Origin of the sequence: Polyangium sorediatum, from assembly GCF_029946465.1 — a bacterium.
Taxonomy (GTDB): domain Bacteria; phylum Myxococcota_A; class Polyangia; order Polyangiales; family Polyangiaceae; genus Polyangium; species Polyangium fumosum.
Genome location: NZ_JARZHI010000031.1, coordinates 90,710 through 111,016 on the forward strand (window position 1 = coordinate 90,710; position 20,307 = coordinate 111,016).

The window sequence follows — 20,307 nt, forward strand, 5'->3', positions numbered from 1 at the left end:
AGCGGCTCATTCCTTGTCGAGCTTGCCGACGAGGCTCAACGTGAAGAATGCGCCCATGTACTTGAAGTGCGGGCGCACCTGCATGTCGACCTTGTACCAACCGGCGTTGCCCTCGACCTCGGTCACGATGATACGCGCCTTGCGGAGGGGGCGACGGCCGCGGATGCTCGCCGAGACGACGTCCTGATCGGCGACGAACTGCGAGATCCAGTCGTTGAGCTCCTTCTCGAGATCGGCGCGCTCCTTCCACGTACCGATCTGCTCGCGCTGCAGCACCTTCAGGTAGTGCGCGATGCGGGCCATGATGAACATGTACGGGAGCTGCGTGCCGAGGCGATAGTTGAGCTCGGCGGCGCGGCCCTCCTCGCTCTGGCCGAAGTACTTCGGCTTCTGCACGCTGTTCGCCGAGAAGAAGCACGCGTTGTCCGAGTCCTTGCGGTAGGTGAGGCCGATGAAGCCCTCCTCCGAAAGCTCGTACTCGCGGCGCTCCGTGAGCATGATCTCGGTGGGGATCTTCGTCTGGATCTCGCCCATCGCTTCGTACTGGTGGAGCGGCAGGTTCTCGACCGAGCCGCCCGCCTGCGGGCCGATGATGTTCGGGCACCAGCGGTACTTGGCGAAGCTGTCCGCCAGGCGCGTCGCGAACGCGAAGACGGCGTTGCCCCAGCAGTACGAATCGTGCTGGCCGATGACGTTCTCCTCGTAGTTGAACTCCTTCACGGGCACGGTGTTCGCGCCGTAGGGGAGGCGGAGGAGGAAACGCGGCATCACGAGGCCGACGTAGCGGGAGTCCTCGGTCTCGCGGAAGGCGTTGTACTTCGTGTACTGCGGGCCTTCGAAGAGCGCCTTGAGGTCCTTCAGGTTCGGCAGGTTCAGGTAGTCCTTCAGGCCGAAGAACTGCGGGCCGGCCGCGGCGATGAAGGGCGCGTGCGACATCGTCGCGACGGAGGCGCACTTCTGCAGGAGGCTGATGTCCTGCGGGCCAGGGCCGAACTCGTAGTTCGCGATGATCGCGCCGTAGGGACGGCCGCCGAACTGGCCGAACTCCGCCGAGTAGACGAGCTTGTAAAGGCCGCTCTTGGGCACCTCGGGGGCGTCCTCGAAATCGGCGAGCAGGTCTTCCTTCGAGCAGTTCAAAAGCTCGACCTTGACGTTCTCGCGGAAGTCCGTGCGGTCCACGACGAACTTGAGGCCACGCCACGCCGACTCCAGCTTCTGGAACGTCGGGTGGTGGAGGATCTCGTCGATCTGGCGCGAGAGCTTCGCGTCGATCTCCGCGATCAGCGCATCGACGAGGGCCTTGTCGACCTTCTCGCCCTCGCGCTTCGGCGCGATGAGCTCGGCGATGAAGGCCTGGACGCCGCGCTTGGCGACCTCGTAGCCCTCGTCGCCCGGAGCCATCTTGGTCTCCGAGAGGATGTCGTCGAGAAGGCTGCCACCTTCGAGCGTCTGTACGCCCGCGCCGCCTTGCGCCTGATGCTCGGAAGCCATCGGTTACTCCTCCCCCTGCTTCAGGCCGAGCTCGTTGATGAGCCGGTTGCGCTGGGCCGGATCGTTCAAGATCGTCTGAATCTTGTTGCGGAACGCCTTCTCGTTTCCGAGCGGCCCCTTCAGCGCGGTGAGCGCGGCGCGGAGCTCGAGCAGCTTCTTCAGCTCGGGCACCTGGTTGGCGATCGCCGCAGGCTCCATGTCCGACAAACGCCGGAACTTGAGGTTGACGTTGAGCTCGTTGTCCTCGTTCTCCGACAGGCGATCCTTGACCGCCATGTTGAGCGAGAGCTTCTGCTCCGCCATCACCTTCTGGAAGTTGTCCTTGTCGACGTTGATGGGCTTCCGATCCTCGAGCGGCGTCGGGTCGGGGCGCATGGTGTAGTCGCCAAGCATGAGGAGCTTCAGCGGGAGCTCGACCTCTTCCTTCGCGTTCCCCGTCGCTGGCTTGTACGTGATGTTCACGCGTTCTTTCGGCGCGACTGATCCTTCTTTCATCGCGGAAGGCTCCTTTCCCCTACGCTTGGGAGCTACATGCTCCGAGCGGCCTTTCCGAGCCGCCCTACGTTGAATACGTGATTGCCGTCAGGTCGGGGCCCACCTCGACTGGCGGCCCGAGAATACCGCAAACTACCCCGACCTCGTCCATCGTTATCTTTCCGAACGAGTTCCCTCGTTTCACTACGCGGGCGCTCAGGTGATCGAGATGCGGAAGGCCGCCGCGGCGTCCAGCTCGCAGAGACGCTCGAACGCCTCGTTCTCGCGCTTACGCGCTTCCTCGCTCACCTCGTATCCCTGGTTCAACCCGCGGAGCGCCGTGTAGAGCGCCCCATAAAGCTCCGCGCAGAGCTCCGGATCCCACTCGTCGAGTTTGTGCTGCTTCGCCATGCGCTCGAGCCCGTCGAGCTGCGCGCGCGCGATCGCGAGCTGCCCGAGCTGCAGACAAACCTGCGCGATCGCGAGCTTGCCGCGGAACTTGTCGACCGGCGTGACCGCCTGCCCCGCGACCTTCGCCACGGCCTGGATGGCCCCGAGCGGATCGCCATTCTCGATGAGGTTCCGCGCCTCGCCGATCGCCTTGTCGAGCGCGCGGAACCCCTTGCCTCCCGGCGCGCCGCCCGCCGCCGCGCCACCACCGCCCCCACCACCGCCCGATCCGAGGACCGGACGAACCTCGGCGTCGATCCAGGCCTTCGTGAGATCGTCGGCGAGCGGGACGCCGTCGTTGAACGTGAACTCCACGAGCGTCGGCGCGCGCTGCAAGAGGAGCGCGACCTCGCGCAAATGCGTGAGCTTCGCGTCCGTATACCCGAGCTCTCCGAGCGCATTCGAGACGTGCCGGTGCGGATCGAGCCAGAGCCGATGCTCCGATACGACCTCGTCGACCGACGCGAGGATCCCATCCCAGTTGCTCGCCTCGGCCATGCCGTCGAACGCGCCGCGCACGTGATCCGGCGGCGAAGGCAGGTAGGTTTGTCCGCCCTCGGCTGGCGGATCCTGCTGCATGAAGAGCCAGAGCCCGGTGCGGCTCATGCGATACGCGAACGCGCTCGAAGGATCGGCGGCGCGCAGCGCATCACCCGCGCGCATGAGCAAGGTGCTCACCTGATCGAGCACCACGTTCGCCGAGTCCGCGTCCGTGATGGCCGTTCCATCCGGCACTTCGACCGGCGCCGTCTCCACGGCCGGCGCGGAATACGCAGGCGGAGGCGGCGCCGGGCGCGCGACGGCCGTCGGCGGAGGCGGCGCAGCACGCTCGACGGGCGGAGGAGGCGGCGGCGGCGGCGGCGGCGGTGGCGGCGGAGGAGGCGGCGGCGGCGGCGGTGGCGGTGGCGGAGCTTCCTTCGGGACACTCGCGAGCATGCGCCGCGACGACTCGCGCAAGGACCCCATGCCCGGGTACGCGTCGCCGAGTTTGTCCCGGAGCTCTCCGTCGAGCTGGCGGGTCTGTTGCTCGAGCGCGCCGACGAGGTCCGCGTCCTTCGCGGTCGGGCTGAAGGTCCCGACCGCGGCCGCGACCTGATCGCCGTACCAGCTCATCAAGTTGCCGCGCGTGCGCGGGCGCTTGATCGGCGGATACATCTTGTCCCAGAACGCCGTGTTCAGCTCGTTGATGACCACGAGCCCATCGACCGCGCCCTGGACCCCGTCCGTGTGCGCCTTCGCCGCCGCGTAATACACCGCGAGGCGAAAGTCCTTCGACTTCTCGCTGAGCAGCTCCTCGGCGTTCGTCACGATCTTCGCCCAGTCGATCTTGCCGCCCTCGAGGGACTGCGCCTTGTCGACCTCGGCCTTGATCGCCTCGAAGAGCTCGTCGTACGAGACGTCCTGCCCAACTCCCCCCGAGATCGGCTCGATCAACGCCGACACTCGGTTCTTTGCCGCTTCCACCGCGTCACTCGCCGCCATGGACGGCATCATACCCGCGGGTCGCGCAGGTTCGCACCACGTGTGCGCGCCTCGAACGAAACGCGCGTCGTTCGGGCGCGGGGCGCGTTATTGCGAGAGGCCGTCGAGGAAGCCCGAGATCGTGAGCTCAGAGCGCGCCACGAGGGCGTCGAGCTGCACGCCAAGGGCACGGCGCGAGGTGGGCTCGTCGACCGTCGGAGGACGGCAGAGCTCCACCACGTGATCGGCATAACCCGTCGGCGCGATGAGCTCACGGAACGAGGCCACGTGCGGCGGACCGAGGTGGAGGAGCATCGTCTGCTGCGGAACCCAGAAGGCATTGAGCAGCGTGTTCTTCCAGCGCGAGAGGCGGAGCGTCATGTCCATCCACACCGCCGCCGCGTACGCGTCGCCCGCGCCGAGCGGGAGGCGAATGCAGAGCCCCGTCTTCGGGTTCTCCTGACCGATGAACGGCTCGACCGACGCGAAGACGTTCTGCAAGACCCAGAAGCGGCCCGCATCCGTGCCGAAGCCCGTCTCCCACAGCGCCTTCATCGACTGCGTGGTGAGCCACGAGCGATACCCGGCGCCCGCGGCGTCCGCGTCGTCGAGCGAAGGAGGGACGATGCGCGAGACGCGATCGACGAACGCGTCGACCGGGAGCGTTCGCCCGCTCGTGGCGACCTCGTACGACGAGGCGAGCAGCGACCAGAGCGCGATCGGGAGCGACGCGCCAGCCGACACGAGCTGGCCGTAATCGTACGAAGCAAAAACGACCATCGGGTACGTACGACCCGCGTTGTCGCCGCTCGCGGCCCAGGCGCCGACCATGCCGCGCGTGGGAGGTTCGTCGCCTTTGCCTTCACCGTGAAAGATGAAGAGCCCGACGGAAGGCTGGTACGCCGCGTCGAACGAGGAGCCGAGCGCGCGATGCGCGAAATCGAGGCCCCCGCCGAGCCAGCGATCGAACGCCGCGAGCTCGTCTCCGCCGGCATTGAAGCGGATGAAATCACCCGTCGCAGGCAGCTTGCCGAAGCAGCCAATCTGCGGGGGACTCGAAGGACCCTTCTTCTTTCGCCAGAACATCACCGGCCCGGCTCACAAATACACGAGCCCCCTGTTTTTACAAGGGGGCGTGCTGCCGCGGGCGAACCCTGGGAGGGCATTCCACAGGCTGCTACGCGGCGCCTGTGGAACACCATCTCAAGAACCCTTCTTGCCGCCGAAGCTGTCGCCAATGCTGGGGGGGCAGTTGGTCGCGCGGAAGAAGCTGTTGACGAATGGATGATTGGCGCGGGTGGGGCGCACTTCCATCGTCACCGTCACGGGAGGCGCGGTCATCTGCCACGTCACCGTGAACACGCTGTCCTTGTCCTTCTCGGCCGTCGTCGTGCCCGCCTCGAACAAGCGGAAGATGCCCCAGGGGCCTTCCCGCACGAGCTCCTCGTCGAGCCCGCCCGCGCCACGCACGCGCAGGCGCGCGCCGGTCTGCTTCTCGCCCGGCCAGGTGAACGTGTGCCAGAACTCCTTCTCGTTCCGGTACTGGCGCTTCTGGCCGTCGATCTCGAAGAGCACCTCGCTGACGATCGGGCTCACCGTCTTCAGGTTGACGTGGAACGTCACCTGCGGTTTGTCGCCGCCGCCGCTCGGCCACAGGGCCTCGGTGATCTCGTGCGCCTTGTGCAGGCAGGGATAAAGCATCGCGTTGAAGGGCGTGAACGGCTTCGCCGGCTTCGGACGACCTTCGAGGCCGCCCTTCGGAATGAAGTCGTGGCCCACGCGGATGTGGAAGTCGTTGAGGTGCTGCTCGTAGAAGCCCCAGAGGATGCCCTCCTTCGGCTTCAAGAAGGCGATCACGTCCTCGAACGAAGCGTCACGCGACGCCGCGAGATCAAACGGATACCGATCCTTGATGTTCTCGCGGAAGGGCGGCCAAACGACGACCTCCCAAAGCCCGCTCGCCGACCCGCCGGCGCTGCGCATGACGGCCTTGTAGGCCTGGCGGAGCGGGTTCATGAGCAGCGGCGTCATGAGCTCCTGGCCCGTCTCGTCCATCTTGAGCAGGAGCTTTTCGGTCTCGCGCACGGCCTCGCCGAATTTTTCACGCGCGCCCTGCGTGCTCGCGCCAGGCGGAGCGTCCTCGATGCCGCCCATCTCGGCTGCGAGCTGCTCGAGGTGACCGATGTACTTCGAGAGCTCGGCCGGCTTCGGAGGCGGCGGAGCCACGCCCTCCGCGGTCTGCTTGGGCTGCTCGGGCACGCCGAAGCGCACCATCGAGCGGAACTTGTCCGGGATCGGATCGTAGATGCCCGGCGCGCCGCCGCCGCCGAAGTTCACGAGCTGCGAGAGGCGGCCGCTCGTGCCGGTGCGCGTGCTGAACGACGAGTCGATCCGGCGCTTCACGCGCTCCTTGACCTGATCGAGCACGCCGCCGTCCGCCATGACCTGCTGCTCGGCCTGGTTCTCGAGGACGTCGAACTGCGTGTTGTCCTCGAGCGCGCGGAGCAGGCGCTGGTAGGGCCAGTCCGGCGTGGAGAGAACACGGAACTCCTCGATCGCCTCTTTGTTGTTCGGCGGGATCTCGACGAGGATGTCCCGGAAGAACTCGAGCCACTCGCGGATGTACTGCGCGTCGTAGTCCTGCCGCACACGCGCGAGGGCCTGCGCGATCTTGTCGCCCTGGCGCTCTTCTTCCTGCGTTAGTGGCACGACCCAGCGCTCGCGATCGAGGACCTTGATGCCCTCTTCGAGGCTCGCGACGACCTGCGCGTGGCCCTTCGCCGTGTACGGACCACGGACGACGAACCACTTGCTCGTGCGCTCCTTCTGCGCGCTCCGCACCTTGCTCAGCACCTCGGGGCGATCCGAGAAGAGATCGTCGAGCGAGAGGGGCGGGTACTTCAGGTTCTCGCGCGTGTTCGGGCCGTTCTCGTCGTACTTCTCGTCGATGAGCGCGGTGACGAACCGGTCGTAGTAACGCTGCGTGGGGCCGACGCGGGCGAGGATGTCGCGCGTGCGCTCCACGGTGCGCTTGTCGAGCTCCTCGCCCCGGATCGCGCCGCGGCGGAGGAGGTCGACGTAGTACTTCACGTGCGGCGCGAGCTTCGCCTTGAGGTCCGCCTCGGGGATGTCCGTCGTCGGGCGGAGGATGTCGGTCCAGAGCTGCAGGAGCTTGCCCGTCTCCCACGCCGTCTCGGACTCGGGGAGCAGGTGGATCCGGTGCTCGTCGGCGAGCAGGAGGTACGTCTTGAGGTCGTTGTACTCCTCGAGGTACTTGCCGCCGGTCGCCGCGTTGAGGCGCTCTTCGAGGCGCGCGCGCACAGGCTTGACGAAGCCCTCGCGCAAGGACGCGATGTACTGGTCCTTCGTCGGCTCGAAGAGTTTGTCGCCCTGATACATACCCCAGCGGTAGCTCACGGGCGCGCCCTCCTCGCGGTACTGATCGAGGAGCTGGGCGTGCGCGCGGAGGTTGTCGAGCTTGTCGACCTTCTCCAGCGGCGAGCTGCCGTCGGTCCACTTCACGCCCGCCGCCTCGCCCGAGATCCGCGAGGTCTCGGCCACGAGCGCGCGGTTGTTCGCGAACGACATCACGGACGGGATGAGCAGGACGACCGCGAGCGCCGCCGCCGCGAACGCCGCCGCGAAGCGCTGGAACCGCTGCCTCCGGACCTCGGCCGCGGTGCGCGCCGCGATGTCCTGGTCCGGGAAGATGACGTTCATGAAGACGTCGCGGAGGAAGTAGCTCTTCGCCTCCGTGGCGCCCGCCGTCGACGACTCGTCCGCGATCGCCGGACGCAGGCCGAACGCGCTCATCATCGTGCCGAGGACGCGATCGAGGGGTTTGCCCTCCTGCACGCCGCTCGTCATGTAGAAACCGCGCATGATCGGCGTCGCCAAACCCGCCGTCTTCGAGGGCTGGAACGCGACGTTCAGGAAGTGCGAGAGGTTGCTCTTGATCGCCGCGAACTCGAGCGGGAACTGGAAGACCTTCTCCTTCGTCCCACGGTTGCGCTCGGTGACCATGCGGCGGAGCGCGCGGTCATGCATGCGCTCGACGAGCGTGTCGAACTCGGCGTCGAAGAGCTTGCCGGGCTCGCTCTTGTTCGCGTCGAGCTTGACGGTCGCGCCGAAGCCCTGGCCGCGCTCGCTCTTCTTGAGGTCGCCGAAGAACTCGACGAACCCGGAGATGAGGTCCACCTTCGTGAACATCACGTAGACGGGCAGGACCATCTTGAGCGTCGACTGCATCTCGTCGATGCGCGCGCGGACCTTCTTCGCGATCGACTCGACCTGCTCCTCCGTCGCGTCGACGAGCTCCGAGATGCTCACCGCGCAGACGACGCCGTTCACGGGCTTGTCCGGGCGATACTTGAGGAGCTGCTCGAGGAACGCCATCCACTCGTCGTGGTCGTCGGCCTCGGTCGTGTAACGGCCGGCGGTGTCGAGGAGGATCGCCTCGTTCGTGAACCACCAGTCGCAGTTGCGCGTGCCGCCGACGCCGCGGACACCACCGCCCGCGGGATCGAGGTACGGGAACACGAGGCCCGAGTGGCGCAGCGCGGTCGTCTTGCCCGCGCCGGGCGGGCCGACCATCACGTACCAGGGCAACGAGTACAGCGCGTTCGTGCCGCCCCCGAGCTTCGAGGACTTGAGCGCGTTGATGCCCTCCTGGAGCTGGCGATGCAGCTCCTGGATCTCGGCACGCCGCTCGGGCTTCGCGTTGAGCGCTTGCTCCTGGGCCTGCTGCGCGATCGCCTTCTCCAGCGCGCGCGCCGCACGCGCCGCGCGGATCCGTCGATACACGACGAGACCCACGAGCCCGAGGACCACGACGGCCGTGATGGCGATCGGGATCCACGTCGGGAACACTTCGGCGCTCGGCCCAGGCCCTGTGGGTCTCAGGATGAACCACACGCCCCAGACCAGGGCGAGGAACAGGGCGCTCAGGATCCACAGCCACATGGAACGTCTCCCTCGGTCCGGAGCTTCTTCCCCGGGACTCTACTTGCCGCCGCCGAGCAGCCGCTTGATGGCTTCAGCAGTCGAGTCGGCGTTCGAGCCGATGATGAGCCAGAGGATGAAGATCACGATCAGCGCCAGGATGAGGAACCCGATCGCGATGAAGAGATACGGCAGCTCGCGACGAACGGCGCCACCGCCGCCGTCCTTGCGCTCCGCGTTCGGCGAGAGCTGATCTCCCCCGCCCTCCGCCAGCGCCACGTAGTTGCCGAGTCCCTCCACCACCGCCTGGAGCCCCTCCTGGTGTCGCAGACGATATTTCCCCTGAAAGCCAAGGGCCAAACAGAGGAAGTAGATTTGTGCGACGTGCGAGCGGTTGCGCTGGCCGTGCAGGTTGTCCAGGTTCACGAAGAACTGGTCGCCGGCCGTGTTGAGCTGGAAGAACTGGAGCTGCAGTGGGTTACTGAGCCACTGCGTCTTGCCCGGCCAGCTCGAGTGGTAGATGACCTCGTCGGCGAAGGCCGCGAGCGCGAACTTCGCGTCGATCATGTCCTGCTCGGGGATCCGAGCCTCGCGGCCGTTCTGCATCATCGTGTCGAAGAGCTGCAGGACGCGGCGCTGAAGGATGTCCGGCGCAGGCAAATCTCGAGAGTTCCTGAGCTGCAAGATCAGCGACAGGACATCCGAGCAGACCCAATACATCGACTGCGACAGGCTCATGCGCTCCCCATGATCTCAAAAGCCGCGCGCTTCATTCACTTGCCGCCCTGGACCGCGATCAGCCGCAGATCGACCTTCTGCGGGTCGATCGGCTGGTAGATGGCGATCGTGCCAGAGCCGAGGATATCGTTCCAGTAATCGCCAGCCTGGTCGACGCGGAGGTAGATGACGCCCGGCTTGACCGGGATCGCGCCCGGGGGCCGGTACTCGACCGCGACACGAACGCCCGGCATGGCTGCGTTCAGGATGTAACCGATCTGCGTCCACGACCCCATCTTGAGGAGCCGCGGCAGACGCTCGCGCAACGTCGCTTCGTCCGCGCCCTTCGCTTCGAGGAAGAGCTCGTGCGTGCGCGGGAGCTTCGGATCCTCGAACTTGCCGAGGTACATGCCGTCCTCGCGCTTCTCGAGCGGCACGACGGTGTAGTTCTCCGCGAGCACGCTCGCGACGAGCGTGAGCGCGCGATCGAAGACCGGCTCGAACACGCCCTCGAGATCGAGGTAGTTGAACTTCGGGATCGACGTCGGGTCGCCGTCCGCCGCGAACGTGCAGAGCTCGCCGATCAGCGACGCGATGAGGACGTAGCAATCCTCGGGGTGCGCGTTGCCGTGATCGACCATGTGCGAGACGGCGGGGATGAACGCGTTCAGCGTGTGGAGCATCCAGAACTTCGCCGTGTCGGAGAACTGGAAGTCGACCGACGCCGCCGTGCGAAGCCTGCGCCCCTCGGCGAGCGACTTCTGCTTGCCCACCATCGCCGAGAGAATGCGCCGCATCCCCGACATGATGTGGTCGGAGCTGCCGATGTGCGGGATCGGCGGGATGAAGCTCTTCTTGAGGACGATCGCGCCCGTCCGATCCCGCACGAGCTGTCCGATCCGCACGGTCTGGTACGCGTCGCGCGGCTCGGTGCCGAAGAGGATACGGAGGTTGTAACGCGCCCACACGACCGAGGTGTCGTTGCGGCCCGTCGTCAAATCAGGGACCGTCGTCGACGACGCGACGAACCGGATCGCCGGGTTCGCCTTCGCCGGATCGAGCGCGACGTTCGGGTGCGTATCGCGCACGTTCGGGATCGCCACGAAGACGTCGAGCGCCTCGAGCGCCGCCGGGAACACGCCCTCGAGCGGCCGCGCCTCGACCACGTCCTCGCCGCGATCCCCAACGAAGAACGGCGTGCCGTCGGGGAAGAAGCCGTGACACTTGACGAGCTTGAGTTGTCCCGCGGCGAGGGCGCGCTCGTCGAACTGCACGCCCATCACGCCCCACGGATAACTCAAAAGCGCGTTGGTCCGCGCTTGGAGCAGCGCCTCGTGGTACTGGTCCCCTTGCTGAAGATGCTGAGGGGTCATGAAGAGCCCCTCGGTCCAGACGGGCTTGCGCGGGTGGATCATATCGCCCGGTCAGTCTTATCAGAACTCGCCGCGCGGCCCTAGGGGGCCGGGGCGGCGGCCTTCGGCGGAGCGTTGCCGCCCGACGCCTTGGGGAGGTTGACCCTGCGGACCGATGTCGCGTTCGGGAACATCGATTCGTCGAATTCGCTGCCGTTGTCGATCTTCGTGGACTCGACGAAGAAGGCAGTCTTGGGGTCGGCCTGCGCACCGGCGTCGCTCTCGCGGCCGCCGCACTGGGCCTCGCCTGGCATCAAAGGAAACGCGTAGAACGTCTTCCAGCTCTGCCCCTTGGGGCTGTGGAAGAGCGCGACGCCTCCGAGCGTGCTCGCCTCCTTCGCACGCTCGAACTTCACCTCTACGAGATCGTTCGGGAAAACGCTGACTTCGTCCATCTTGACGATGTCGTCCGCGAGGACCTCCTTGTCGGAGAGGAGGACCTCGTCGTACGTCGCGTTCTGCATCCGCATCTCGTCCTTGAGCTGATACAGCCGGATGACGACGGGGCGCGGGTTCTGGTTCTCGTTCGGGTTGATGTTGTCCGCGGCGTAGATGCGAAGCGTGACGATCTGAACGTCACACGGCTTCGGCGCGGCGGGTGGCGGCGCGGATCCGCAGCCGATCGCAAACGAGGAGAGCGCGCCGAGCCCGAGCCCGAGGAAGGAGAGAGAGGCAAGGGCCAGGGCCGCGCGCTTGCGTTTCCAGGAGGTGGTGGACGCTGAGGCCGCCATGGCCCTCCTTTTTATCGGAAGGTGTGACGAGTGGCCTAGCTTTTTGCCGAAAGCGTCGGCCCAAAAACCAAAAGGCCCCCCTCGCCAAGCGCGAGAGGGGCCTTGACCCCGAGCGGGTCTTCCCCGGTCACTCCGGGAACGTCGCCGTGAAGTTCTTCTGATCGTCGATGTCGATGACGAGCTTCTTCGGCATCACGCCCTCGGCCATCCTCGTGAGGATCTCCTGCGACAACATCGGCAGGAGCGTCGCGCGCAGGATGTGGTCGATATTGCGGGCGCCCGTGTCGACCTCGGTGCACCGGCTCGCGATGAGATCGACCATGCGGTCCGTGTATGTCGCCTCGATGCGCTGGCTCTTTTTCAAGCGATCGACGAGCGCGTTCAGCTTGAGGCGCGTGATCTCGCCGAGGGCCGAGGGCGAGATCGGCACGTACGGCACGACGGTCATACGCGCGAGCAGCGCGGGCTTGAAGTGCGCGGACAGGGTCGGCTTGATCTCCTCGTAGATCTCGCGGATCACCGGCTCGCGTTTCTCTTCCCACGCGCTGACCACGTGGTTCGTGATCTTGTCCGTGGCGAGGTTGCTCGTCATGATGATGACCGTGTTCTTGAAGTCGACGAGCAGGCCCGTACCGTCCGTGAGCGCGCCCTTGTCGAACACCTGGTAGAACAGGTTCATCACGTCCGGATCCGCCTTCTCGCACTCGTCGAGGAGGACGACCGTGTACGGCCTCTGGCGCACGCCCTCGGTCAGCATGCCGCCCTCGCCGTAGCCGACGTAGCCGGGCGGCGAGCCGATGAGCCGGGAGGTCGTGTGTTTCTCCTGGAACTCGGACATGTTGATCGTGACCATCATGCGCTCGCCGCCGAAGAGCATGTCCGCGAGCGCGAGCGCCGTCTCCGTCTTGCCGACGCCGGACGGGCCGACGAAGAGGAAGACGCCCATCGGCGTGCTTTGCGGCTTGAGACCCGCGCGCGCGGCTCGGAGCTCCTTCGCCACCGTCTCGAGGGCGTAGCCCTGGCCCTTGATGCGCGCGTTGAGGCGCGACTCCATCTCGACGAGCGCCCGGACGCTGTCCCCGACCATCTTGCCGACGGGGATGCCCGTCCAGGCGCTGACGACGGCCGCGACCATCGCCTCGTCGACGTCGGGCCGGATCAGCGGCACCTCGCCCTGGCTCTTGTGCAGCTCGTCGATGGCCGCCACGACCTCCTTGCGGATGGCGTCACGTTCCTCGTCCGACTTCGCCTCGTTCATGCGCTTGCGCGCCTCGAGCACCTTCTTCGCGCCCGCGGACTCGTTGTCGTAGGCGACGCGCGTGTTCTCGAGCTCCACCTTCGACTTCGCGATTTTCTCCGTGAGCTGCTCGATCCGCTCCTCCTCCTGGAGGCGGATGCCGGCGGCGCGATCACGCGTCAGCGCGGCGAGCTCCGACGAAAGCGTCTCGATGCGGACCTCGATGTCCTCGACCTGCGCGGGCTTCTGCTGGAGCGCAATCTTCACGCGCGCCGAACACGTATCGAGGAGATCGACCGCCTTGTCCGGCAGCAGGCGGCCCGAAATGTAGCGGGCCGAGAGCTTCACGGCCGCCACGACCGCCTCGTCCGAGACGATGACGTTGTGCGCCTCCTCGAACTTGGGGCGCAGGCCGCGGAGCATCGTGATCGCCACGGCCTCGCTCGGCTCGTCCACCTTCACGGGCTGGAAACGCCGCGCGAGCGCCGCGTCCTTCTCGAAGTATTTCTTGTACTCGGCCCAGGTCGTGGCCGCGATCGTGCGCAGCTCGCCGCGCGCGAGGGCGGGCTTCAAGAGGTTCGCCGCGTCGCCCGCGCCCTGCTGGTTGCCGGCGCCGATGATCGTGTGCGCCTCGTCGATGAAGAGGATGATCGGCTTCGCCGAGCCCTTGATCTCCGAGATGACCTGCTTCATCCGGTTCTCGAACTCGCCCTTCACGCCCGCGCCGGCCTGGAGGAGGCCGAGATCGAGGCCCATGATCTCGACGCCCTGCATGAGCGGCGGAACCTGGTTGTTCACGATCATGAGCGCCATGCCCTCGACGAGGGCCGTCTTGCCGACGCCGCTGTCGCCGACGATGATCGGGTTGTTCTTCCGGCGACGACCGAGGATGTCGATCATCTGCCGGATCTCGCCCTCACGGCCGAAGATCGGGTCGATCTGGCCAGCACGCGCGCGGCCCGTGTAGTCCACGCAGTACTTCGCCAGCGCCGAATCCGCCGACGCGCTCGCCGCGCCCTGCGGCAGCCCGCCGGGGCCCGCCGCGCCGCCCGTTGCACCCGCGCCGCCGCCCGGGGCCGTCTCCGCGTCTTCCTTCGAACCCGAGATGATCTTGGGGAGGTTGTTCTTGACGTCCTCGCGGGAGATGCCTTCGAGCAGCGAGCCGATGCCGCTCATCGAGTAGCGCGTCGGCTGGTTGACGAGCCGCGCGAAGAGCGCGCCGCTGCGCACCTTCGTGTAGCCGTACTCCATCGACCCGACGACGAACGCGTCCTGCATCCACTCGAGCATCGTCGGGGAGAAGACGGGCTTGCCGGCGTTGCCCGTGCGCAAATCCGAGAGGCTCCTCTGCAGGGCCTGCCGCAAGCGCGCGGGATCCAGGTCGTAGTGCATCACGATGAACGCGATGTCGGAGTTCGCGTCGTCGAGGAGCGAGAGCAGCAAGTGCTCGACCGTCACCTCGTAATGCCTGGCATTGACGCATTGGACGACCGCCGCCTCGAGCGCAGCGGTGCAGACTTTGGTGAGCCGCTTGATGATGGATTTGGCTTCGACGAGCATCATGGCCCGGGCATCCTACAAGGACCCCGGGCCCGACGTCACCCGCGCGATCGGCTCCGGGAGCCTTTCTTTCCTTCGCTGCGACCCTTTTGCGCGTCCGTCTTCTCGGTACCGCGCGCTGCGTCGGAAGGACCCTTGTCCTTATCTTTGGTCGCGCTCGCGTTCGCGTGGGTCCCGGGATCGATGATGCGACGCTGCACCTCCTCGGCCTTGGCGCCCGCCTCACCTCCCTCGGCTGCGCCGAGATCGAGCGCGCCGAGCACGCCGGGCTTGACGCGGAGCCTCAAAATGGATCCTGCGCGGAGTTTGTCCTCTTCGCCGAGGCGGTTTTCCCGCGCCACGTCTTCCACATCCATCGCGAATTGGCGCGCGACGCCGATGAGCGTGTCGCCCGGACCGACCTTGTAAAGCAACGTCTTGCGACCCTCGCGCTTCTTGCGCGGCCGGAACGGCTCCTCGTCGCCCTCGTCGTCGTCCGCCGCGGAGCCGACGCCCGCCTGCGCCGCCAGCTCCTCGACCGGATCCCGCAGCGCGCGCCGCTTCTTGTACGAAGGCAGGAGCGAGAGCAGGCTGTCGTTGTCGCGCGTCGCCGCGCGACGCCGCACGAAATCGCGGCCGCCGATGAGATCGACCGGATCGAGCACGGCCGCGTCCTCGGTCACGATGGGCTCGGTCTGCAGGAGGATGGGCAGCATCGTGTGCGCGCGCGACAGCGACTCGGGCGGCACGTTCACGAGGAAATCGCCCCGCCCCGGCGGCAGCCTGTCGCCGAGCAGATCCGGATTGAGCTGCCGCACCGTCTTCAGCGGCACGCCCGCGGCCTTCGCCAGGGTCTTGAGCGACAAACCGGGCGGCGCCGCGATCTCGGCGGCGTCGACGGGACGCACGAGCTCGACTTGATCGAACCCGAACCGCTCGAGGTTGTTCGCGACGAGCGCCGCCGCGGCGATCTTCGGGACGTACGACGCCGTCTCACTCGGCAACGCTTCCTGCCGCGCGAGCTCGTTGAAGTCGGCCGTGCCGTACCGATCGATCCGATCGAGGAGCTGCTCGTAGCCCATGTTGTAGGCCGCGAGCGCGAGATCCCAGTTGCCGAAGCGCATGTAGAGGTCGCGCAGGTGGTGCGCGGCCGCGCGCGTCGCGAGCCTCGGGTTTTTCCTCTGGTCGACGTGCTTGTTCTGCTCGAGCCCGTACACCGCGCCCGTCGCCGGCATGAACTGCCAGAGACCCATCGCGCCCGCCGGCGACTTCACCCGCGCGTCGAACCCGCTCTCGATCATCGCGACCCAGATCAGATCCTCGGGCAAACGCCACTCGCGGAGCTCGCCCTGGATGAGGTCCTGATACCGGCCGCTGCGCTTCAGCCAGGTCTCGAACATCCCGCGGCCGCGATCGGTCCGCGTGAAGAAGCGGACGTACTTCAACGTGCGCCGCGTGATCGCCACCTTCAGATCCGGAAGCTGCATCCGCGACAGCGCTTCGGTGCCCGCCATGTCGAGATCGTCGACCTCGGCCCCCTCCCCTGCCGCCACGTCCGAGTTGAGCCGCGGCGGCCGCGAGTACATCGGCCGATCGAACGAGGACTGCTCGCCTCGCATCGCCTCCCGCATCTCGACCTCGCGCAACCTGCCGAGCTGCGAAGATTCCGGCCCGCCCATCCGCGCCGCCGTGACGCCGCCCCGCAGAGGCTCCCCTCGCAGAGGCGCCCGCGAAGGATCCACGAGGAGCGGCACCGGTGCGGCCTCGAAACGAGGCGCCCCCGACGTCGGCGCGACCGCCACCACGGCGGCCTGGACCGGCGCGAGCGCCGCGTCCGGCGCGCTCATCCCCACGCCGTACCCAAACGCAAGGGCCGAAACGAGGGGCGGAATCTTGTGGAGGAGACTCATGTCGGTCAGGGTCGCATGATGTAGGCAAAGGTGTCAAAAAACCGGTTCGCCGCGCCCAGAGGCCCGCGAACGGCGCGACGCACCCGGCGGAGAGGACGCCTGCGGGATCGGAAGAGGCTTCGTGGGATCGTCGCCCGCTACTTCTGGTCCCGGGACACTGTCTGCTAGTCTCGCACCCATGCCGCTGGCGCTCGTGGCCCGGGTCATCGATACCCAGGCCAATCAAAGCTTCGACGTTACATTCGAGCGCTTCCCCATCCGCATCGGCAGAAACCAGCTCAACGACCTGCACATCGATCGGCCGTACGTCTCGCAGTTCCACCTGGCCATCGACGTCCGCGACCGGCAGATCATCGTCAAGGATCTCGGCTCGACGAACGGCACCGTCTTCGCGGGCCGGCGCCTCACGCGCGACACGCCGACGGACGTCACGGGCACGCCGGAGCTGACGATCGGCCCGATCGTGATGCGGATGCAGCTCATCGACGCGGCGCCGAAGAAACGTGAAGCCCCGAAAGACGGGACCGTCCTCGACTTCGCCCAGGAGCAATCCGGCAACGCCGCCGCGTCGTGGAGGCAGCAGCAGAAGCCGATCACGCCCGGCGCCGAGGATGGCTACGTGCGGCAGGTCCAGCCCTACGTGGAGGCCTACCGCGCGGCTTGGGGCGGCGTCTACCGCGTGATCTACGATCACCTGCCGCGGCTCTCGCCCGAGGTGCGCCAGAACTACCTGAAGCGCATCGCGATGGAGCAGCCGACGATCGCGGCCGAACAGGACTTCCAGAAGCTCTCGCAGTACTACGGTGTCGATCCGCGCATGCTCGGCGAGCCGAGCCCCGCGCAGGCCGCGCACGCCGCGATGATCGAGCTCTCGCGCACGCTCGCGCCGGGTTCGAAGCCGATCGAGGACGTCGAGAGCGTGCTGACGTTCGGCCGCAAGCTCCGCGACGCGATGGAGGTCTTCCTCAAGTGCTTCGTGAGCCTGCGGAACGGCTACCAGGAGTTCGAGGCCGAGATGCTCGCGCGCGAGGTCACGCCGGACGAGAACGACCGCGTGGCCTCCGCGAAGGACGAGAAGGAGCTCGGCAACGTGCTGCTCGGCCCGCAGAGCGGCCCGGACGCGCCGCGGCAGCTCCAGGACATCTTCGTCGACGTGATGAGCCACCAGGTCGCGCTCATCAACGGCGTGATGGAAGGCGTGCGCTCGCTCCTCACGAAGCTCTCCCCGAAGACGATCGAGGAGGAGCTCGAGCGGCGCGGCAAGAGGGGCGGGTTATTCTCGAACAAATTCGAAGCTCTCTGGAAGCTCTACGAGGTCGTCCACGGCGACTACGCTGGAGAACAGAAAGAGACCTTCCTGATTATTTTTGGCCCGCAGTTCTCGCGCGCGTACGCTGCGACCGCCGGGGATGACGAGAAAACCACCGGTGACGCGGGTGCGAAGAACCGTAGCCGCTTCACCCTCTCGGCGAACCAGATCAAACGATGAGCCGCGCCCGCCACGGGCGGCGCGCGGATGACGGAAGGCTCATCCGAATGCGTATCAGGGAGATCGTTCTGGCCACGTTGGGCCTCGTCTCAGCCTCCTTCGCCTACTCCACGGAGGCATCCGCCCAGACCGTCCCGGCCATCGCCCCTCGCGATGAGACGTGGGGCACGGTGAGCCACGTCATGCTTGGCGTCGGCGCTGGCACGGTCTTTCTCATGCCGCGCGTGTACTACAGCGACCCGGAGTCGACGGTCGGCTGGAAGGGACGCTGGCACTTCTCGATGTTTGCCCCGGCGATGACGATGGCCGCCGCGACGTTCCTCGTCGACGGCCCCATCCGCAACGCCCTCCAGTATCCGCGCCCCGGGTGCACCGTGGATCAGACGCTCGTCGCGAACACGGACTCGGGCTGCGAGACGTTCGGCGGGCCCTCGACGCACGCCTTCGCCTCGTGGGGCGCGACGGGCGTGGGCACGGGCATCTTCCTCGTGGACACGATCAAGTTCTCGAAGGGCCGCTTCAACGCGGGCTCGTTCATCGGGAACATCGGCGTCCCGCTCGTGGCCTCGATCCTCACCTCGGTCGGCCGCGGCGTCGAGTCGCCCGCCGTCGACGAGTTCGGCACGCAGACCCTGCCGTACGAGACCTCGAACCAGATCATCGCCGGCACGTTCGCGGGCTTCTTCACCGGCCTGCTCGTTGGCGGCGCGTACGCGCTCCTCCAGCGCCCCTCCTGCGGCTACGGCAACGCGATCTTCTGCTGGTGAAATGACAAACGCCCCGTTTCGGCGGGGCGTTTTCATCACTTCCTGAACCGTTGGTGCTCCGAAGTTCGGAGCATCAACGGTTTTTCTTTCCAGAACCTCAGTCCTGACCGACGACGCGCTCCCAGAGCGGATCGTTCGAGGAGAAGAGCGCGTCGCGCTCCACCTTGAGGAAGCGCGAGAACTCGACCTTGCGGAGCGCGCGGTCGCTGTCCCGGTTCGGATCCTCGTAGTGGATGATGCTCACCTTCACCTGCTCGAGGAGCTGGATCCCGTTCGGCTTGTAGCTGACGTCCGTTCGAAGCTGATACCGCGCGTAGAGACCGCGCTCGGTGACCGACGGGAGCACCTGCACGCGCTCGATGTCGACCTTCGCCGCCTCGATCAAACGACCGCGGCGCGCGAGGAACATGTGCGCCTGTTTGCGACAGTCGTCCGGATCGGGGCAACGCTTCGCCTCCGCCACGACGAGGTTGTCGTCGCCGAGACGAACCGGCGTGATCTGCGACTTCGCCGGCCCGCGGAAGCTGCCGATCGCGTAGATCTCGGCGCGATCGTCGACCGCGCGCGCGAGGAGGATCGGTCCGCCTTCGTCGCCGTTTTCGAACTTGAGCACGCGGTACCAGAGCGTGCGCAGGCCGTTCGGGCCGGAGCGGACGTCGACCTCCTCCACGTCGAGCTTGCGCGGCCAGCCCTTCTCCGAGATGCCCCCGCGGAGCGACTCGTTCGCGAAGGCGTAGTGGCCCGTGCAGTCGACGTCCGTCGGGTTCAACCCCTTGTCCGCGTTGAACCCGGGGAACGCGATCTCGGCCCACTGATCGGGCTCGAGCGTGCGCACCACGGCCTTGCCGCGGCCCCCGCGCAGCGGAGAGAGCTTCTGCGTGCAAACCGCGATCGGCGTCTGCTCGCGGGTCCTGGCCTCGAGGTGCGGCTGCTCGGGCGCGGCGCCGCAGCCCATCGTGGAGGCGAGACCCATCACCAGGGCGGCGAGGCTCCCGCGACGTGCCGTTTTCGCTTGGTTCCGGCGGTCTTGAAGAGACGGCTTCACGCCTCATTTCGTATCACGCAAGGCGCCTGCCACGAAAATTCCCTGTGGCCCTCCCTCGCACGATCCGTCGCCCCGAACTCCGACAACGCCCCCGCATGCGGACGACGGGTGACCTTTGATACAATACGGGCGATCCCCTGCGAGACGGGAGAGCGCGGCCGGGGTTTGGGGGCTTCTGGTCGAGCGGGGCGAGGGGTAGAATGCTCCCATGGCTGCCTCCCTGCTCACGCGCATCGCCCATGCGGCCAACCCGCACTCGATGGAGAGGCATACGTGGAAGGATCAGGATCTCGAGCAGGCGGTGATCACGCACCTCGCGCGGATGCTGAACACCCGGCAGGGCAGCTCGCTCACCTGCCCCGATTATGGGCTGATCGAGGTGTCGGAGATGCTGCACGATTTCCCCGACGCGGTCGGGATTGTGCAGCGCGCCATCAAGAACAGCATTCAGCAGTACGAGCCGCGCCTGAAGAACGTGCAGGTCCGGCACATCAAGAACGAGGTCATGGGGACCATGTACCTCGAGTTCGAGATCACGGGGCAGCTCCATTACCCGGACGGACGCCGTTCGGGGCTGCGGTTCAGCACCTCGGTGGATCAGAGCGGCAACGTCAAGGTCGGTTGATCGGTTCGCGGAAGCGCG

General features: G+C 66.8%; 14 protein-coding genes. 3 read left to right on the plus strand and 11 right to left on the minus strand.

Going from position 1 to position 20,307, the window contains the following annotated elements; translation table 11 throughout:
- Window positions 1-6 precede the first annotated feature (6 nt).
- The 10 genes from tssC to QHF89_RS29125 all read right to left on the minus strand — a co-directional run bounded on the left by tssC (window position 7) and on the right by QHF89_RS29125 (window position 16,363).
- Entirely contained in the window at window positions 7-1,491 is a 1,485-nt protein-coding gene (gene tssC, locus QHF89_RS29080; protein WP_136927923.1) for a type VI secretion system contractile sheath large subunit, read from the minus strand.
- Window positions 1,492-1,494: 3 nt separating this feature from the next.
- The gene (gene tssB / locus QHF89_RS29085) at window positions 1,495-1,986 is read right to left on the minus strand and encodes a type VI secretion system contractile sheath small subunit (protein WP_136927924.1); all 492 of its coding nucleotides are present in this window, start codon (window positions 1,984-1,986) and stop codon (window positions 1,495-1,497) included.
- A 195-nt stretch (window positions 1,987-2,181) separates the two neighbouring features.
- Entirely contained in the window at window positions 2,182-3,897 is a 1,716-nt protein-coding gene (gene tssA / locus QHF89_RS29090) for a type VI secretion system protein TssA (protein ID WP_136968897.1), read from the minus strand.
- Between the two features lie 87 nt (window positions 3,898-3,984).
- Entirely contained in the window at window positions 3,985-4,962 is a 978-nt protein-coding gene (gene tagF, locus QHF89_RS29095; protein ID WP_136928013.1) for a type VI secretion system-associated protein TagF, read from the minus strand.
- 117 nt (window positions 4,963-5,079) lie between these two features.
- Complete coding sequence (gene tssM / locus QHF89_RS29100) at window positions 5,080-8,838, minus strand: type VI secretion system membrane subunit TssM (RefSeq protein ID WP_136968898.1); 3,759 nt, start codon at window positions 8,836-8,838, stop codon at window positions 5,080-5,082.
- Window positions 8,839-8,877: 39 nt separating this feature from the next.
- Entirely contained in the window at window positions 8,878-9,555 is a 678-nt protein-coding gene (locus QHF89_RS29105) for a DotU family type IV/VI secretion system protein (RefSeq protein ID WP_136927927.1), read from the minus strand.
- A gap of 35 nt (window positions 9,556-9,590) precedes the next feature.
- On the minus strand, window positions 9,591-10,949 hold the full coding sequence (gene tssK, locus QHF89_RS29110; RefSeq protein ID WP_136927928.1) for a type VI secretion system baseplate subunit TssK: 1,359 nt from the start codon (window positions 10,947-10,949) through the stop codon (window positions 9,591-9,593).
- A gap of 38 nt (window positions 10,950-10,987) precedes the next feature.
- The gene (gene tssJ / locus QHF89_RS29115) at window positions 10,988-11,677 is read right to left on the minus strand and encodes a type VI secretion system lipoprotein TssJ (RefSeq protein WP_136968899.1); all 690 of its coding nucleotides are present in this window, start codon (window positions 11,675-11,677) and stop codon (window positions 10,988-10,990) included.
- Between the two features lie 127 nt (window positions 11,678-11,804).
- Window positions 11,805-14,477 carry a type VI secretion system ATPase TssH gene (tssH, locus tag QHF89_RS29120; RefSeq protein WP_136968900.1) on the minus strand — a complete coding sequence of 891 codons (2,673 nt, stop codon included), beginning with the start codon at window positions 14,475-14,477 and terminating at the stop codon, window positions 11,805-11,807.
- Between the two features lie 35 nt (window positions 14,478-14,512).
- Window positions 14,513-16,363: a lytic transglycosylase domain-containing protein gene (locus QHF89_RS29125; RefSeq protein WP_136968901.1), complete on the minus strand. Its 1,851-nt coding sequence runs from the start codon at window positions 16,361-16,363 to the stop codon at window positions 14,513-14,515.
- 178 nt (window positions 16,364-16,541) lie between these two features.
- Between QHF89_RS29125 and QHF89_RS29130 the strand changes: the two genes are divergently transcribed.
- Together QHF89_RS29130 and QHF89_RS29135 are read left to right on the plus strand one after the other, a co-directional pair.
- Window positions 16,542-17,852, plus strand: coding sequence for a type VI secretion system-associated FHA domain protein (locus QHF89_RS29130; RefSeq protein WP_136968902.1), 1,311 nt, complete (start codon window positions 16,542-16,544; stop codon window positions 17,850-17,852).
- A 170-nt stretch (window positions 17,853-18,022) separates the two neighbouring features.
- A complete protein-coding gene (locus tag QHF89_RS29135; protein WP_232379397.1) occupies window positions 18,023-18,619 on the plus strand; it encodes a hypothetical protein in 597 nt (198 codons plus the stop codon).
- A gap of 97 nt (window positions 18,620-18,716) precedes the next feature.
- Here QHF89_RS29135 and QHF89_RS29140 read toward each other — a convergent pair whose 3' ends face one another.
- Window positions 18,717-19,664 carry a hypothetical protein gene (locus tag QHF89_RS29140; protein WP_284721065.1) on the minus strand — a complete coding sequence of 316 codons (948 nt, stop codon included), beginning with the start codon at window positions 19,662-19,664 and terminating at the stop codon, window positions 18,717-18,719.
- A 208-nt stretch (window positions 19,665-19,872) separates the two neighbouring features.
- Between QHF89_RS29140 and tssE the strand changes: the two genes are divergently transcribed.
- Window positions 19,873-20,289 (plus strand): type VI secretion system baseplate subunit TssE, encoded by a 417-nt coding sequence (tssE, locus tag QHF89_RS29145; protein ID WP_136927934.1) that lies wholly within the window; start codon window positions 19,873-19,875, stop codon window positions 20,287-20,289.
- Window positions 20,290-20,307: the final 18 nt, after the last annotated feature.

Excerpts from the sequence above, each read along its gene's own strand:
- tssC (WP_136927923.1), bottom strand. The coding sequence starts at position 1,491 with ATGGCTTCCGAGCATCAGGCGCAAGGCGGCGCGGGCGTACAGACGCTC.
- tssB (WP_136927924.1), bottom strand. The coding sequence starts at position 1,986 with ATGAAAGAAGGATCAGTCGCGCCGAAAGAACGCGTGAACATCACGTAC.
- tssA (WP_136968897.1), bottom strand. The coding sequence starts at position 3,897 with ATGGCGGCGAGTGACGCGGTGGAAGCGGCAAAGAACCGAGTGTCGGCG.
- tagF (WP_136928013.1), bottom strand. The coding sequence starts at position 4,962 with ATGTTCTGGCGAAAGAAGAAGGGTCCTTCGAGTCCCCCGCAGATTGGC.
- tssM (WP_136968898.1), bottom strand. The coding sequence starts at position 8,838 with ATGTGGCTGTGGATCCTGAGCGCCCTGTTCCTCGCCCTGGTCTGGGGC.
- QHF89_RS29105 (WP_136927927.1), bottom strand. The coding sequence starts at position 9,555 with ATGAGCCTGTCGCAGTCGATGTATTGGGTCTGCTCGGATGTCCTGTCG.
- tssK (WP_136927928.1), bottom strand. The coding sequence starts at position 10,949 with ATGATCCACCCGCGCAAGCCCGTCTGGACCGAGGGGCTCTTCATGACC.
- tssJ (WP_136968899.1), bottom strand. The coding sequence starts at position 11,677 with ATGGCGGCCTCAGCGTCCACCACCTCCTGGAAACGCAAGCGCGCGGCC.
- tssH (WP_136968900.1), bottom strand. The coding sequence starts at position 14,477 with ATGATGCTCGTCGAAGCCAAATCCATCATCAAGCGGCTCACCAAAGTC.
- QHF89_RS29125 (WP_136968901.1), bottom strand. The coding sequence starts at position 16,363 with ATGAGTCTCCTCCACAAGATTCCGCCCCTCGTTTCGGCCCTTGCGTTT.
- QHF89_RS29130 (WP_136968902.1), top strand. The coding sequence starts at position 16,542 with ATGCCGCTGGCGCTCGTGGCCCGGGTCATCGATACCCAGGCCAATCAA.
- tssE (WP_136927934.1), top strand. The coding sequence starts at position 19,873 with ATGGCTGCCTCCCTGCTCACGCGCATCGCCCATGCGGCCAACCCGCAC.